The organism is Micromonospora sp. DT47 (genome assembly GCF_049844475.1).
Lineage (GTDB): Bacteria > Actinomycetota > Actinomycetes > Mycobacteriales > Micromonosporaceae > Micromonospora.
Genome location: NZ_JBNCLC010000005.1, coordinates 341,839 through 355,177 on the forward strand (window position 1 = coordinate 341,839; position 13,339 = coordinate 355,177).

Here is a 13,339-nt window from a genome sequence, read left to right on the forward strand (position 1 = left end):
CGTCCGCCGACGTCGACCGCCTGATCACGATCCTCAACTCCGTCCGAGACACCGCCGCCCCTGCGGCCGAGGTGGCTTAGCCAGCCGAAGAGATGCAGCCGCCCTGCCTCGTGAGCGACCTGTCCTCCGTCGACTGATGCGCGACATTCCTCTGCCAACTGATCTGCGACACCTCAGCGCGCTGATCGCGGCATGTGCATGCGTTCGTGAGTGGTGTCGGTTGGGGACGACCGTCGTCGTCGGCTTTGCGAGCTACCCAGCCCCTTCACGCCTTGTGGTCTTTCGGTTCTGCTTGAGATTGCGAGCCTCGTCGGTAACGACGGCTAGGAAGGCCGCGAGCGCGGGAGCTGGGGGGCCGTCTCGGAGGACAACGACCAGTCGACGTCCGAGCTTCTCCTCGGCGACGTCATGAATCGCAAGGGCTGGGTCTGCGGCGGGCAGTGTCAGCGCCGGCAGCAGCGCGACGGCTCCGGTGGTGCGCACGAGTTCGAGCTGGACGTCCGCGTCGCTGGACCGGTGCCGCACGTCGGGCTCGTAGCCGCCGATGGACCGGCAGCTTCCCACGACCATGTCGTGATGGCCGGTCCCCACGGCGGAGGCCACCCAGACCTCGTTCCGCAGCATGGACAATTCGATGGGTCCTCCACGCTTGGCCAGCCGATGCCCGGGTGACAGGACCAGTTTCAGTGGCTCCTCGTGCAGTAGCGTGAACCGCAGCCCTGCCGGCCGGGGGCGTGGGTGGCCGTCGTACTCGTCGCTGATCACCAGGTCGACCGCTCCGAGCCGCAGTCCCGGCAGCGCCTGTTCGAGTTCGAGCTCGGAGACCTCGGCGCGTACCTGCGGGTGCTCGACCATCATGCGTGCCACTGCGGGAACCAGCAGGCGACGAGCCGCTGACTGCAGACCGCCGGCGCGCACGGTGCCCCGCACCTCACCGGCCAGTGCGGCCAGGTCGGCTGACGCCGCCTCGGCTGCTGTCAGCAGGACTCGGGCGTGCTGTGCGAGCAGACGCCCGGCGTCGGTGAGCCGCACACCACGGCCGGCCTTCTCGAGCAGGCGCGCGCTTACCTCCTTCTCCAGAACGCTCAACTGCTGGGACACCGAGGAAGGGCTGTAGCCGAGAGCCAAGGCCACCGCGCCCAGGGTCCCTCGTTCTTCGAGCTCGCGGAGCAGACGGAGCCGACGAAGATCCAGCGTGACCATGCAGGAAGACTAACGAATAAGGTCCACATATCGTCACTGGACCTGGAGTGTGTGGGTGCCGATGCTCTAGGACATGGGTCCCGCACTGTGCCTTCTGTCAGCCGCGTGCTTCGGCGCCATGGCGATCTTCGGGAAGCTCGCGTACGCCGCAGGCGTCTCGCCTGAAGCGCTGCTCTTGGTGCGCTTCGGCCTTGCCGCCGGCCTGCTGGCGATGCTGCTGCTCCTGCGACCGGGTCTGCGGCGCGACCCGGCGAGCCCAGACCGAAGGACGAGTCCCGCTCGGGTGACCCTGGGTCTGCTGGTGACGGCCCTCGGCCTGGGCGCCGTCGGATACGCCACCCAGGCATCCCTGTATTTCGCGGCCTTGAAGCTGATGGACGCCTCGCTGCTGTCCCTGGTCTTCTACACCTACCCGCTGCTGGTCACCCTCACGGCCGTCCTGCTGGGCCGGGACAGCCTGACACCCGGCCGCTGCGCCGCACTGGTGGCCGCCTCCTGCGGGACGCTGCTCGTCCTCCTCGGTACCGGCGGTGTGGACTTCCCCCCGCTCGGGGCGACCCTGGCGTTCGGTGCCGCTGTCACCTACACCGTCTACATCCTCGTTGCTGACACCGTCGTGCGCCGGCTGCCACCGGTGATGCTGTCCGCGCTGGTGATGGCAGGGGCCGCCCTCACACTGGCCGCACGCGCCCTCGTGAGGGGCGGGGTCGACCTCAGCTTCGGGCTACAGGGATGGTTCTGGCTCGCGTGCATCGCGGTCGTGTCCACCGTCTTGGCGATGCTGACCTTCTTCGCCGGCCTGCGGCGGACGGGCCCTTCGACTGCAGCCATCCTGTCGACGTTCGAACCGGTCGTCACCACGGCGCTGGCGGCGCTCACGCTCGACGAGATCCTCACCCCCGCGCAGGTAGCGGGTGGCCTGCTCGTCCTGTCGTCCGTGGCTGCCCTACAGGTGCACAGGGCACGCCCCGGGCATCGCGACGAGAGGAAAAAACCCGTGAAAGCGATCGTCGTCGAGGAGTTCGGAGGCCCCGACGTCCTTCGGGAGGTCGAGGTCAAGCAACCCGAGCCGGCACCGCCTCAGGTGCTCGTGAAAGTCACTGTCTCCGAGCGGGCCAGCGAGGTACAGCCATCCGTACAGCCAAGACCGACGCCAAGCGCCGACGCCACCCGACGGCGACCGACGGGCTGACCAGGCGTGCACCCGGCGGACCAGCGGTTCAGGATCTTCTTCTAATCCCAAGGCCCCTGCCGCCCGGGCTCCACTGGTCATCCGCGGTGCCATCGGAGGTGTAGCTCGTTGTTGCGGACCGCCTGGGTCGAGATGCCGTGCTCGCGCGCGAGGCAAGCTGGTCTCACGCTGTTGGCGACCCCGCACCAGGTGAGACACGTCCTGGCACCCGTACCGGCAGATCTTCAACCACGTCCGCCCACACGAGGCTCTCGACTTCCACCGGCCCGTGATCCACCAGCGGTCAGCGGGCTGCGCTACCGAGCACTCGGTCGGGAGTCAGCCGAACCACCACCCGTACGAGGTCCGCCGGCAACTGCCGGTACTCCTCGCCCGCGCCGGGGCCCTCGTACTTGTCTGCCAGCTGAGCCGCTACCGTCCGGTCGATGTCCTCGGTCACGCTCGCCCGGCCGCGTACCTCGATGTACCGCCCGGCATCGTTCCGGTCGATCACAGTCAGGCTCGCCCGGGGATCCCGCCGCAGGTTCTTCTCCTTGCGTCGACCGGCCTCCGTCGAGATCAGCAGGTCGTCGCCGTCCCGAATGACCCAGACCACCGAGGTCTGCGGACCGCCATCCGGGTTGACGGTGGCGAGCACCGCAGGGTTCGGGCCGCCAAGGAGCTCCCGGGCGTTGTCACTCAGCCTCGCAGTCATCGCGCGAGCGTAGCGACCAACACATCAAGATCGTCAACCCGGTCGTGGTCAAGGCGGCCCGCAAGCGGGCCGCGCCCGGCCCGGCCCCGGCCTGCTGGCGACCTTCGGCCGGCATCGGCCGGGCCGGCCGGCCGCACCAGAAACCGCACTGCGTTGTCTGACGATGGTGTGTGATCCTGCTGCCGTGGAAGTCTGGGATCACGACGGCAAGCTCTACGAGGTCAACTCGTATTACAGCCTGCCCGACGACGCGTGGCAGTACGAGCTGGTCGGACTGACCGGAGCACCGGGAGCCGGGCCGTACATCGCCGTCACGATCCCAGACGGAACGCCGGACGATGGGCCGTTCACGCCGCGCCCGGCGAGCGAAGTGATGTTCAGGGCCGGTAGCGGCGATGTCCCCTGGCCGTTTCATTGACCTGGTTGAGTCGTCTGGCGACATCGTCCAGGACCCCGAGTGACAGCGCGTCGATGATCGCAGACCCTGGGGCTTCGCCCCAGACCCCGCCCTCCCTCTGAGATGCATGAAGCGTGGTCACGGGCGTGATCTCCTCGCCGTGCACCGAGACGGCTGCCCGAGAACCCCCGGGCGCGCCAAGGCCAAGCCGCTTCGCGGTCGCCTACGGCGAGTCTTGTCCCGCCCGGGGAACCTCGGGCATGGACGAGCCTGCCCGACCGAGGAGATCACGCGAGCCGACGAGTGTGGGACGGAGTCCCAGACGGGCCTTCCACGGGCCAGTAAGGCCGTCTCCTACCTCACGACACGCCCGTCAGCAGGCCCGTCGTACACCACCCCCATGGACGCAGCCCGGGATGGCAACAGATGAGGGATCGGTTGACCCAAGTGCTCCGGCCCCCAGGCATGCCCAGGTCGAACGAGGCCACTGCCGAGGAGCCGCGCCAAGTCGAGCTCGATTCCAGCCACGTGATTGTTCGGATGCTGCGCGCTGTCCGGGGACAGCAGCCACAACTGGGCCGCGTTGGCCACCATCTCGTCCGTGTCCTCGGCCAGGATCCCGTAGACGCGCGGCGTTGCTCCAGGCAGATTGGCCAGCCAATAACGGACGTTGACCGAGCGGTCACGCGCCAGGACAAGCAGGTCTTCCTCGGGGACTTGCCATCCGTGCGTGGCCTTGGACCAGACGACGGAGTTTCGAACCTCCCATGCGGGGTCGCGCACGAGTCGTCGGCGCTGGTCGGCTGTCGTGTGCGGATTCATCCCCGCCTGGGCTCGCACCCGAGGCGCGGGGTCGGCGAGCAACGTATCGAGGGCCGTCCGACTGTCCGTCTGTTCGGCCAGAGCAGTACGAACCTCCACCGATGCGTCGTGCTGTAGCAGGGCCACGATTTCGTCTTCAAGGCCGAGCATCTGCGCCAGGATGAACCGCATGTCCTTATCCCGTGATTGGCAGATGGCTCGGCGCACGTCCACGTCGGCGCCAGGGTTGTCCACCACCGCCCATCGGACCGACCAGTGCGGGTCAACCAGCAGCGAAACGAGAGTGTCCTTGGGGCAGCCGGGATTCGCCGCTAGAGCCTCGCGGGTCTGACGGTCAGGGTCGCTCACGAACCCGCGCAGGGCCTCCGCGGTCGTGTCTGGCCTGGAGGCGACAACACGCCGTACCGACCTGGATGGGTCTGACGCCAGCTTCGCCAGCAGTTCCGGGGCGGCGGCCGGATCCGAGGCGACCGACACACGGACCCGGACCTGCTTGTGGCCGGCGAGGACCGCGAGTTGTTCGGCGCTACTGTTCCCGATCATGACGGCCAGCGTACGAGGCGACGGGCCAGCAGCGGGCCAGTAGCGAGGTCCGCAGACGGTCACGAACGGGCGCTAGCCCGGGGGCTCCAGCCACCGTCAATCGCGCAAGCACCGCTATCGGGGGCGGTCCTTCGCCTCTGTCACCGCCACCTCGGTGCGTCCGCTGACCCGTTCCACGAACACGTCGAGTCCGAACCGTTCGGCGGTTTCGCCGGAGGCGAAGGCGGACGCCCGAGCACGTTGTCGTTTCAGTTGTTGGGTGTGCGGGTGGGGCGTAGCTACCCTGATCAGGACGGGCGGTGCGGCGGCGCGCCATCCAGCGGCCGCGCGGAGGTCGCAGTGCAGATCATCGAGGTCACCGGCATGGGTGTGCGCTCCGCTGTTATCCGCTTGGAGCGCCGGGAGACGCCTCTTCGGTTCATCCTCTTTCCGATGATCCACCTGGGTAGGCCCGAGTTCTATGACGCGGTCAGGGATCGGGTTAGCTGTTGTGCGCTGGTCGTCGCGGAGGGACGAGACCACACGAGGCCGAGGGTGTCGCTGCCCGGGCTGGCGTATCGGCTCCTGCGCCGACAGCGGCGTTCCAGACTGGTCGTGCAGCGGTTGCGTGAAGAAACGCTGGGCGTGCCTGTTGTGCGTCCGGACCTGAGTCTGGATGAAATCCGGCATCGGCTTCGCCGACTGCCGACGGTGACGTACTTGCTCGCGCGCCTGACGATTCGGGTGGTGGTGCCCTGGGTGGCGCTCTACGTGCTGCTCTTCGGTGCGCAGCGTTTCCTCGCCGGCGAGTTAGCCCTTGACGACGACACGCCGTACATCGAGCCCTCGTTGGGCAAACGGTGGGATGACATCGATGGAGTCATCGTCGATGATCGGGACGCCCTCTTGCTCGACGCCTTGGCGAAGATCCATGAGGCGCGCTGCGGGGAGTCCATTGATGTCGCGGTGGTCTACGGTGCGCGTCACATGCCCGCAGTCCTCCACGGTCTGCGGAAGCGGTATGGGTATCGGGCCCGAGGAGCCGACTGGTTGACAGTTTTCGATCTTGATGACTGAGCATGCCCTATGGACGCCAAGAACCTCGATAATCTGCTCTCCTCCGTGGCCTCCCAGACTCCTCCGTCGGCGATGCGGCACGGTTCGGTTCCGCACTCTTCTGCCGCAGGTAGGGCGTCTCGACGTTCGGTCGTGCCGGCGAGCGCCCGTTTCGCAGACGTCAATGCTCGACTGGCGCGGCGACTTCGCTCCTGACCCACCTGTGGCGACAGTTGCGGTCAGTCGCCTGCGGAGGGTCCGGGGAGGCGGTGGAAGCCGAATTCTGCTTGGTTGCTGTTGAGCAGCGGGAACCATCCCGAGGCCAAGAACTCGACCATCGGTCCGACGGCCATCTGACTACGGTCGACGATGGTGGTGCCGTGGTACGTGGCGACAAGGATTAGCGCGCTTCGATCGGGAAGAGCGAAGAACCCTTCGACGCGGTCGTTGGGCGACATGGTCGCGACCAGGTTCAGGTGGCTGCCTGGGACATCCGCCCGGAAGAGCCCGTCCACTCGGCGCGAGCCCCGCTGTTCGGTCAACGTCGCGGAGAACCACACGTTGTCGCCTACCACCTGAAGATCATCGTAGAACTCCCACAGTTGATCGGCTGGTAGCTCGGCCAGCGCCTGCAACTGGGCCGTAGCCCCGGCCACGCCCTTGCGCACGTGGTTGCGCAACCCCGTACCGAATCGCCGAGTGGTACCGGACGCGATATCGAGCAGGCGCGGGTGGGCACCGTGGATGTAGATCAGGGTCTGCGAGTCGAGCCAGGCGTACCGAGACACGCTCGTGCGAAACTGAGCCGACCGCCCCGGTTGCACGCCCTCGACGCACAGCCTCTGGTCATCACCTCTCCACCGCACCCACGCCACCGTGTCCCCGGCCGGGCTGACCGACAGCGACGGCGGACCCCAGCTGAAGCGCCCGATCTTCACCTCGCGCACGACCGCGCCCTGCCCGTCGAGCAGGGTCAGGCCGGCGCCCCGATGAACCACGTATCCGCCCTCGGGCAGGCACACCGGATCGTGCGCGTACCCCCGATAGACCTGCTGCCAGACTCCGTCGCGCGGGTCGCACCGGAACAGGCGCAAATCACCCCGGAAATTGGCCCACAGGTCGGGCATACCCCGACCTGCTGGAGCAGCAGTCACGATCAGCTACTGCCGATGGTTGCACCACCGAATCGCGGACACGAACGAGAAGGGTTGCAGAGACACCCGGAACACCTCTGCCTCTGGACCCGACGTGACCAGCAGTTCTTCCTGATCTAGACGACGAAACACCGCAACAGCATGACCATCACGCCAACCCGGAACAAGCTCTCGTGCCCTCGTCGCTGGTCCCGGTCGCCACAGCTCGCAACCCCGAACGTCCGGTCACGCCGTGGAGCGCGCGGGACGCGCGGCCACGCCGCGGTTGGCGCGGATGGCGATCGAGCAGCCTTTGGCGCGCAGCGCTCCGGAGATCCATGGCGGGTGGTCGACCCATGATCGATGCCGTACTGGAGCACTCGCCGGCCGAGTACGTCCGCCGGCCGCGGGTCCCGCCGGAGTCGCCGACGCTGGGCTTGTCGCTGCGCGTGTGCGGCAAGGGCGGCAGGTCGTCCTGGTGCCGCTGCCACCGGCCGTCGGTCGAGCCGTCGACCGCGCCATCGGCGACCGCACCGCCGGGCCGATCCTGCTCAACCTGCGCGGCACCCGCATGGACCGGCACGCCCGCGACCCGCAGGCTCAACACCGCCACCCCAGCTACATCCTCGCCGCGTACATGGCCTCCGGCACCTGACATCCGCTCGTGCCGAGATGAGTGCGGCTGCCCTCGAACGGGGAGGCCGAAGGCCGGCTCCGGTGTCAGTACACGATCTTGGCGTTATCGTTGCCGCATGCGGGAACTGATCGCGCCCACCACCCGCCTGCACACCGCCTGGCTCGAGGCGCACGCGGAGTGGGGTCCCGGTCCGCACGAGGACGGTTTCGGGCTGGGCCCGTCCGACGAGGTGGACTCACCGGCCGGATTCGCGGCCTGGGTGGCGCGGCTGACAGACCAGTCAGACCCGGCGAAGCCGATCGACGCCGGCAAACACCGTTGCACGTATCGCTGGATCGTCGAGAACGATCGCGTGCTCGGTGGGATCGCGCTGCGGCACGGTAGCAGCGACTACGTGCGGTGGGCCGGCCACATCGGTTACGGCATCCGGCCGTCCGCGCGCCGGCGCGGGTTGGCCGCCTGGGCGATGAGCCGGACGCTCGACGAGGCGCGGGTGCTCGGCCTGGATCGGGTGCTGGCCGTCTGTGCGGTCGACAATGTCGCCTCGGTGAAGACGATCGAGCGGTGCGGCGGCGTCTTCGAGGGCATCCGGGACACCAAATTCGGCCCCGCCCGGCGTTACTGGATCGAGTTTTAGCGATGGGGTCAGGTGCGCGCTTCTCAGGGCTGAGGATCCTGTGGCGGTGTCAATCGCGGGCGGCCGGTCTGCCAGGAAACCACCGCAGGTCGATTACACCGCGCGGTGACACGTGCCGCCGAGGACTGGCTGAACCCGAGGCGGTTCGATGCCTTCCGTGCTTCGACACGCACTGACGCCGGGACGGCGGAGGCCGCCTGACCACGCTCTACTCCCGCCTCATCAACTCCCGTCCCGGCCGCTTGTCGTTGAGCTGCTTTTGCGGTCATCTGGTGCACAATCGCGTCCGGCCGGGCGGCCGCCACCGCTTCACCGACCGACACCGCATCCAGCCCGTCCATCACGACGCCAGCTGCGCCAGCAAGTCCAGCTTGGCCGCGCTCGTCGTCGTCGCCGTCACCTGGTGGCCGCGGGCCACGAGCTGCGGCACCAGCCGCCGCCCCATGACCCCGGTCCCGCCTGCCACGAACACCCGCACAACCATCACCATCCTGATTCCAGAATTGACTCTCAGCCCAGAGACGACACAGCCCCGGCCGTCTGTGACATGGGGAGCGAAGAGGGCGTCTGCTCGGGTGGCAGGCGCGGCCGTCACTCCGCGCCCAGGTCGGGGCGGCTCACATCCGCTCCGGTGTCCGGATGCCGAGCAGGTGCAGCCCCTGCCGCAGGGTCCGGGCGGTCAGGTCGGCCAGCGCCAGCCGGCTCTCCCGCAGCTCCCCCTCCGCCCGCAGCACCGGGCACCGCTCGTAGAACGCGCTGAACGTGGCGGCCAGCCGGTGCAGGTAGCCGGCGAGGTGGTGGAACTCCAGGGTCCGCTCCACCCCGGCGACGACCGCGGCGAAGCCGAGCAGTTCGAACGCCAGCGCCCGCTCCGCCGGTTCGGCGAGCAGGATCTTCGCTTCCGGCCGCGCGCCCGTCCCGGTCCGCCGGAACATCGACCGGATCCGGGAGTACGCGTACTGCAGGTAGGGCGCGGTGTTGCCGTCCAGGGAGAGCATCCGCTCCCAGTCCAGGACGTAGTCCCGGGTGCGCTCGGTGCCGAGGTCGGCGTACTTGACGGCGCCGATGCCGACCGCCCGGCCGATCTCGGCGGTGGTCGCCTCGTCCAGCGCCGGGTTCCTGGTCCGGGCCGCCTCGGTGGCCCGGGCGACCGCCTCCTCCAGCAGCGCGACCAGCTTCACCGACCCGCCGGCCCGGCTGCGCAGCATCCGCCCGTCCGGGCCGAGGATCGAGCCGAACCCGACGTGCTCGGCCCGGGCCGGCGGGCGCAGCCAGCCGGCCAGCTCGGCGACCGCGTACACCATCGCGAAGTGCTGCCGCTGGGGCAGGCCGACGACGTAGAGCAGCCGGGTCGCGCCGAGTTCGGCGGTCCGGTGCCGCAGCGCCGCCAGGTCGGTGGCCGGATAGCCGTAGCCGCCGTCGCTCTTGCGCACGATCAGCGGCAGCGGTTCGCCGTCCCGGCCGGTGAAGCCGGGCGGGAAGACGCAGGCCGCGCCGTCGCTGGGGCGGAGCAGCCCGAGCCGGTCCAGATCGTCCACGGTGGGGGCGAGCTGGTCGTTGTACGCGCTCTCGCCGTGGAAGTCGGCGCTGGTCAGGGTCACGTCGAGCAGCGCGTAGACCGCCAGGAAGTACCGCTCGGACTGCTCCACCAGCAGCCGCCACAGCTCCCGGGTCCGCGGGTCGCCGCCCTGCAGCGCGACCACGGCCTGCCGGGACCGCTCGCGGAACGCCTCGTCGGCGTCGAACTTCTCCCGGGCCGCCCTGTAGAACGAGTCCAGGTCGCCCATCGACAGCTCCCGGGCCGCTTCCGCCTCGCCCAGGTCGACCAGGTGCGCGATCAGCATCCCGAACGGCGTCCCCCAGTCCCCCAGGTGGTTGACGCGGACCACCCGGTGCCCGAGCCAGTCCAGCAGCCGTACCGTCGCGTCGCCGATGACGGTGGAACGCAGGTGCCCGACGTGCATCTCCTTCGCCACGTTCGGCGCCGAGTAGTCCACCACCACGGTCTCCGGCGCGGGCGTCACCGGCACACCGAGCCGCTCGTCCCCGGCCAGCTCGCCGACCAGGGCGGCGAGCGTCCGGTCGGCGATGGTGAGGTTGAGGAAACCCGGTCCGGAGACCTGCGCGGTCGTGCAGAGGTCGTCCAGCGCGGCGCGGTCCAGCACCGCCGCGGCGATGTCCCGCGGCGGGCGTCCGAGCCGCCGGGCCAGCGCCAGCGCCGCGTCGGACTGGAAGTCCGCGCGCGGGGAGCGCCGGACCACCGGGTCGACCGGGCCGCCGGCCACGGCCGCGAACGCCGGCGCCAGCCGGTCGGTGAGCAGCTTTTCCAGATCCATGGGTACGCCGATCTCGCTCGGATCCGCGCCGTCACGCGGATCTCCGGAAGGGGAGAGTGCGGGCGGACCGAGGACGATCGGCGATGACCGGCGGCTCGATCCGCCGGTCGCGCAGGGAAGGGTCAGCGCGGGCGGGCGACGGATCGCCGGCGTCGCTCCGCACCGACCTGGACGTCGTACGACGTTGCGGTGGTGCAGGCGGACGCGCTGGTCATGGCCGGGAGCCTAGCGGGCCGGTCGGGTACGCGTACACCGCGTTTCCCGGCCGGCCCGGTGGTCGTACCGTCGGAATCAGGCCGGCCTGCCCGCGGCCTTGCGGGCCTGTGCGGCCCGGCGCCGCACCTGCTGGTACGCCGCGGTCAGCCCCATCGCCCGGCGGACCTCGACCAGGGTCCGGCGGACCTGTTCCCGGGTCCGCTCGGTGCCCTCGACGATCAGCTGGTCGACCAGTCCGGGGTCGCCCTCGATCCGGGCCCGTCGCTCCCGGATCGGGTCCAGGAACCGGTTGAGCGCGCCGGCGAGCGCCTCCTTGACCTCGACGTCACCGATCCGTCCGGCCCGGTAGCGCTCCTTGAACTCGGCCACCTGGGTCCGGTCCGGGTTGAACACGTCGTGGAACGCGAAGACCGGGTTGCCCTCGACCGTCCCCGGCACGTCGGCGCGGACCCGGTTCGGGTCGGTGTACATCGCCATGACCTTGCGGCGGACGGTGGCCGGGTCGTCGGAGAGCGCGATGGCGTTGCCCCGGCTCTTGCTCATCTTGCCCTGGCCGTCCGTGCCGACCAGGGTGGGCGTGTCGGAGGCGATCATCTCCGGCACCGGGAAGACCTCCCCGTAGAGGTGGTTGAAGCGGCGGGCGATCTCCCGGGTCACCTCGACGTGCGCCGCGTTGTCCTTCCCGACGGGTACCACCTGCCCCTTCACGCACAGGATGTCGGCGGCCTGGAGGACGGGATAGCCGAGCAGCCCGTACGGGACCTCCTCCCGGCCGGCGTCGCGGGCCATCTCCCGCACCGACGGCACCCGTTCGAGGCGTGGCACGGTGACCAGGTTCTGGAGGAGCGTGTACAGGTCTCCGACCTCCGGGATCGCGGACTGGAGGTAGAAGGTCGCCCGGGTCGGGTCGACCCCGCAGGCGAGGATGTCGGTGAGCATCTCCCGGGCGTTGCCGGACACCCGCGCGATGTCCTCCCGGCTGTTGCGGGTGGTCAGCATGTGCAGGTCGGCGATGATGAAGTAGCTGTCGTGGCGCCGGTGCAGCGCCACCCGGTTGGCGATGCTGCCGACGTAGTGGCCGAGGTGGAGCCGCCCGGTCGGGCGGTCCCCGGTGAGCATCCGTGGAACAGACATGGTGGTACGCCTTTCGTGCCGTGGGAACGGTGCGGGGCGCGCACGCGCGCGATCGACCCGGGCGTGGTCGCCCGTCAGGGTCGGTGGAAGCAGCTCGTCAGAGTGCGAGCCGCCATCGCGCGCCGGCGCGGAACCGCAACCCACCGGCACGGAGGACGTCGAGGATCCGCTCCCGGCCGTCGCCGGGGCTGGTCGGGAAGGACGGCACGAGGTCACGCGGGAGACCGTCCACGGCCTCCGGCGTGAGGATGACCGGCCGGACCATGGGTCCACGGTAACCGCGGAGCGCGGATCGTGGGGCCCGGCCGGTCCGGTCAGCACTGCCGGTAGCTGTCCTCGTAGTAGCTGCGTACGGCTGCACCATCTGGGGTGGCTTCATGGCCGACCCGGGCGGGACGATCCAAGGTCGCCGACCGCGCGCTGGCATACTCGCCAACCATGGTGCTGTCGCGCGGCTGGTCCCTCTTCCTCGTCGGTGTCGGCGTGTGGACCTGGGTGATCTGGCCGAGGTTCGCGGTCGCCATCTGGAACGACCCGCGTGCCTGGGCGACCGGCACGGTCGGCGAGGGATCGCCGACCGGCTTCCTCTGGGTGCACGCCCTGCTGATCACCGCGTCGCTGGCCATCGGCACCACCGTCGGCGTGCTCGGCGTCCGCGGCTGGCGGGCGTCCCGCCGGCGCGGCGCCTGACCCGCGCGGTGCCTGCCATCCCGCGGCGCGCCTGCCTCCGTTCGGCCCCTCAGCCCCCGGGAATCGGCACCGATACGGCCGTGAGCTGGGAAGACAGATCAGCGGTGATGATGTGACGCGGGACGCTACCTGCGGATTTGACGATCAAACCCGCAGACGCGTAACTTTCTCTCTGCCAGCGCGGAACGGGGCAAACGGGACGAAAGTCCTGAAGCCGCCGTTCGAACTGGCACCGGGTCAGATGGGGGTTCGCCCCCTGCCGACACGGTCCGGGCGGTGCTCGCCGGAATCGCCGTGAGGCGGATTTGGACGAGCGACACCGACCGGGTAAGGTTGTCGACCGGCAGGAAACCGGGCGAGCGTGCGGGACACCGCAGCGGCCGGTCTGCCAAATCCGATGATCAAGCACGGCGGTTTACCGCTGCGCGCGATCACCGGCGCCAACCCGCACGAAGCGTGATAGACCGGGACAGACCGGTTGACACGCGGAAGACGGTGAGGTAACGTAGTAAAAGTGCCTGGCGCGAGAGCGGCGGTCACGATAGAGCGGAAATACCCCGGGTCGGGGGCTCCACGGTGTGGGGTTTCTGGGCGGTGTGTGGTTGTTCTTTGAGAACTCAACAGGGTGCTTGATAAGCCAGTGCCAATATGATTTATACCCCGGACTGGT

General features: G+C 69.3%; 14 protein-coding genes. 6 read left to right on the forward strand and 8 right to left on the reverse strand.

From position 1 onward, the window contains the following. Positions 1-252 precede the first annotated feature (252 nt). Positions 253-1,203: a LysR substrate-binding domain-containing protein gene (locus ACLQ2U_RS11080; RefSeq protein ID WP_425750488.1), complete on the reverse strand. Its 951-nt coding sequence runs from the start codon at positions 1,201-1,203 to the stop codon at positions 253-255. Between the two features lie 73 nt (positions 1,204-1,276). On the opposite strand from ACLQ2U_RS11080, the gene ACLQ2U_RS11085 reads away from it, so the two are divergent. Then, entirely contained in the window at positions 1,277-2,395 is a 1,119-nt protein-coding gene (locus ACLQ2U_RS11085) for an EamA family transporter (protein ID WP_425750489.1), read from the forward strand. A 283-nt stretch (positions 2,396-2,678) separates the two neighbouring features. Here ACLQ2U_RS11085 and ACLQ2U_RS11090 read toward each other — a convergent pair whose 3' ends face one another. Then, positions 2,679-3,089 carry a PPOX class F420-dependent oxidoreductase gene (locus ACLQ2U_RS11090; protein WP_425750490.1) on the reverse strand — a complete coding sequence of 137 codons (411 nt, stop codon included), beginning with the start codon at positions 3,087-3,089 and terminating at the stop codon, positions 2,679-2,681. A gap of 184 nt (positions 3,090-3,273) precedes the next feature. Here ACLQ2U_RS11090 and ACLQ2U_RS11095 point away from each other — a divergent pair, with 184 nt between their 5' ends. Beyond that, on the forward strand, positions 3,274-3,507 hold the full coding sequence (locus ACLQ2U_RS11095) for a hypothetical protein (protein WP_425750491.1): 234 nt from the start codon (positions 3,274-3,276) through the stop codon (positions 3,505-3,507). Positions 3,508-3,840: 333 nt separating this feature from the next. Here ACLQ2U_RS11095 and ACLQ2U_RS11100 read toward each other — a convergent pair whose 3' ends face one another. After that, entirely contained in the window at positions 3,841-4,851 is a 1,011-nt protein-coding gene (locus ACLQ2U_RS11100) for a hypothetical protein (protein ID WP_425750492.1), read from the reverse strand. Between the two features lie 339 nt (positions 4,852-5,190). Here ACLQ2U_RS11100 and ACLQ2U_RS11105 point away from each other — a divergent pair, with 339 nt between their 5' ends. Next, positions 5,191-5,907, forward strand: a complete 717-nt coding sequence (locus ACLQ2U_RS11105) for a hypothetical protein (RefSeq protein WP_425750493.1) — start codon at positions 5,191-5,193, stop codon at positions 5,905-5,907. 218 nt (positions 5,908-6,125) lie between these two features. Here the strand turns inward: ACLQ2U_RS11105 and ACLQ2U_RS11110 are convergent, their stop codons facing one another. Then, positions 6,126-7,013 carry a hypothetical protein gene (locus tag ACLQ2U_RS11110; protein ID WP_425750494.1) on the reverse strand — a complete coding sequence of 296 codons (888 nt, stop codon included), beginning with the start codon at positions 7,011-7,013 and terminating at the stop codon, positions 6,126-6,128. A 484-nt stretch (positions 7,014-7,497) separates the two neighbouring features. Here ACLQ2U_RS11110 and ACLQ2U_RS11115 point away from each other — a divergent pair, with 484 nt between their 5' ends. Next, positions 7,498-7,674, forward strand: a complete 177-nt coding sequence (locus ACLQ2U_RS11115; protein WP_425750495.1) for a hypothetical protein — start codon at positions 7,498-7,500, stop codon at positions 7,672-7,674. Between the two features lie 97 nt (positions 7,675-7,771). Further along, entirely contained in the window at positions 7,772-8,293 is a 522-nt protein-coding gene (locus ACLQ2U_RS11120) for a GNAT family N-acetyltransferase (protein ID WP_425750496.1), read from the forward strand. 340 nt (positions 8,294-8,633) lie between these two features. On the opposite strand, the gene ACLQ2U_RS11125 is transcribed toward ACLQ2U_RS11120, so the two are convergent. From ACLQ2U_RS11125 to ACLQ2U_RS11140, 4 genes are all read right to left on the reverse strand, one after another. After that, the gene (locus ACLQ2U_RS11125) at positions 8,634-8,771 is read right to left on the reverse strand and encodes an NAD(P)-binding domain-containing protein (protein WP_425750497.1); all 138 of its coding nucleotides are present in this window, start codon (positions 8,769-8,771) and stop codon (positions 8,634-8,636) included. Between the two features lie 139 nt (positions 8,772-8,910). Further along, entirely contained in the window at positions 8,911-10,629 is a 1,719-nt protein-coding gene (gene argS / locus ACLQ2U_RS11130) for an arginine--tRNA ligase (RefSeq protein ID WP_425750498.1), read from the reverse strand. A gap of 291 nt (positions 10,630-10,920) precedes the next feature. Continuing rightward, the gene (trpS, locus tag ACLQ2U_RS11135; protein ID WP_425750499.1) at positions 10,921-11,979 is read right to left on the reverse strand and encodes a tryptophan--tRNA ligase; all 1,059 of its coding nucleotides are present in this window, start codon (positions 11,977-11,979) and stop codon (positions 10,921-10,923) included. A 97-nt stretch (positions 11,980-12,076) separates the two neighbouring features. After that, positions 12,077-12,244, reverse strand: coding sequence for a hypothetical protein (locus ACLQ2U_RS11140; protein ID WP_425750500.1), 168 nt, complete (start codon positions 12,242-12,244; stop codon positions 12,077-12,079). Positions 12,245-12,417: 173 nt separating this feature from the next. Here ACLQ2U_RS11140 and ACLQ2U_RS11145 point away from each other — a divergent pair, with 173 nt between their 5' ends. Beyond that, positions 12,418-12,669 (forward strand): SCO4848 family membrane protein, encoded by a 252-nt coding sequence (locus ACLQ2U_RS11145; RefSeq protein ID WP_425750501.1) that lies wholly within the window; start codon positions 12,418-12,420, stop codon positions 12,667-12,669. The last annotated feature ends 670 nt before the right edge of the window (positions 12,670-13,339 follow it).

What these genes read in the sequence shown, in the direction of transcription:
- ACLQ2U_RS11100 (WP_425750492.1), bottom strand. Translation starts at nt 4,851, where the DNA reads ATGATCGGGAACAGTAGCGCCGAACAACTCGCGGTCCTCGCCGGCCAC.
- ACLQ2U_RS11110 (WP_425750494.1), bottom strand. Translation starts at nt 7,013, where the DNA reads ATGCCCGACCTGTGGGCCAATTTCCGGGGTGATTTGCGCCTGTTCCGG.
- argS (WP_425750498.1), bottom strand. Translation starts at nt 10,629, where the DNA reads ATGGATCTGGAAAAGCTGCTCACCGACCGGCTGGCGCCGGCGTTCGCG.
- ACLQ2U_RS11080 (WP_425750488.1), bottom strand. Translation starts at nt 1,203, where the DNA reads ATGGTCACGCTGGATCTTCGTCGGCTCCGTCTGCTCCGCGAGCTCGAA.
- ACLQ2U_RS11140 (WP_425750500.1), bottom strand. Translation starts at nt 12,244, where the DNA reads ATGGTCCGGCCGGTCATCCTCACGCCGGAGGCCGTGGACGGTCTCCCG.
- ACLQ2U_RS11145 (WP_425750501.1), top strand. Translation starts at nt 12,418, where the DNA reads ATGGTGCTGTCGCGCGGCTGGTCCCTCTTCCTCGTCGGTGTCGGCGTG.
- trpS (WP_425750499.1), bottom strand. Translation starts at nt 11,979, where the DNA reads ATGTCTGTTCCACGGATGCTCACCGGGGACCGCCCGACCGGGCGGCTC.
- ACLQ2U_RS11085 (WP_425750489.1), top strand. Translation starts at nt 1,277, where the DNA reads ATGGGTCCCGCACTGTGCCTTCTGTCAGCCGCGTGCTTCGGCGCCATG.
- ACLQ2U_RS11120 (WP_425750496.1), top strand. Translation starts at nt 7,772, where the DNA reads ATGCGGGAACTGATCGCGCCCACCACCCGCCTGCACACCGCCTGGCTC.
- ACLQ2U_RS11090 (WP_425750490.1), bottom strand. Translation starts at nt 3,089, where the DNA reads ATGACTGCGAGGCTGAGTGACAACGCCCGGGAGCTCCTTGGCGGCCCG.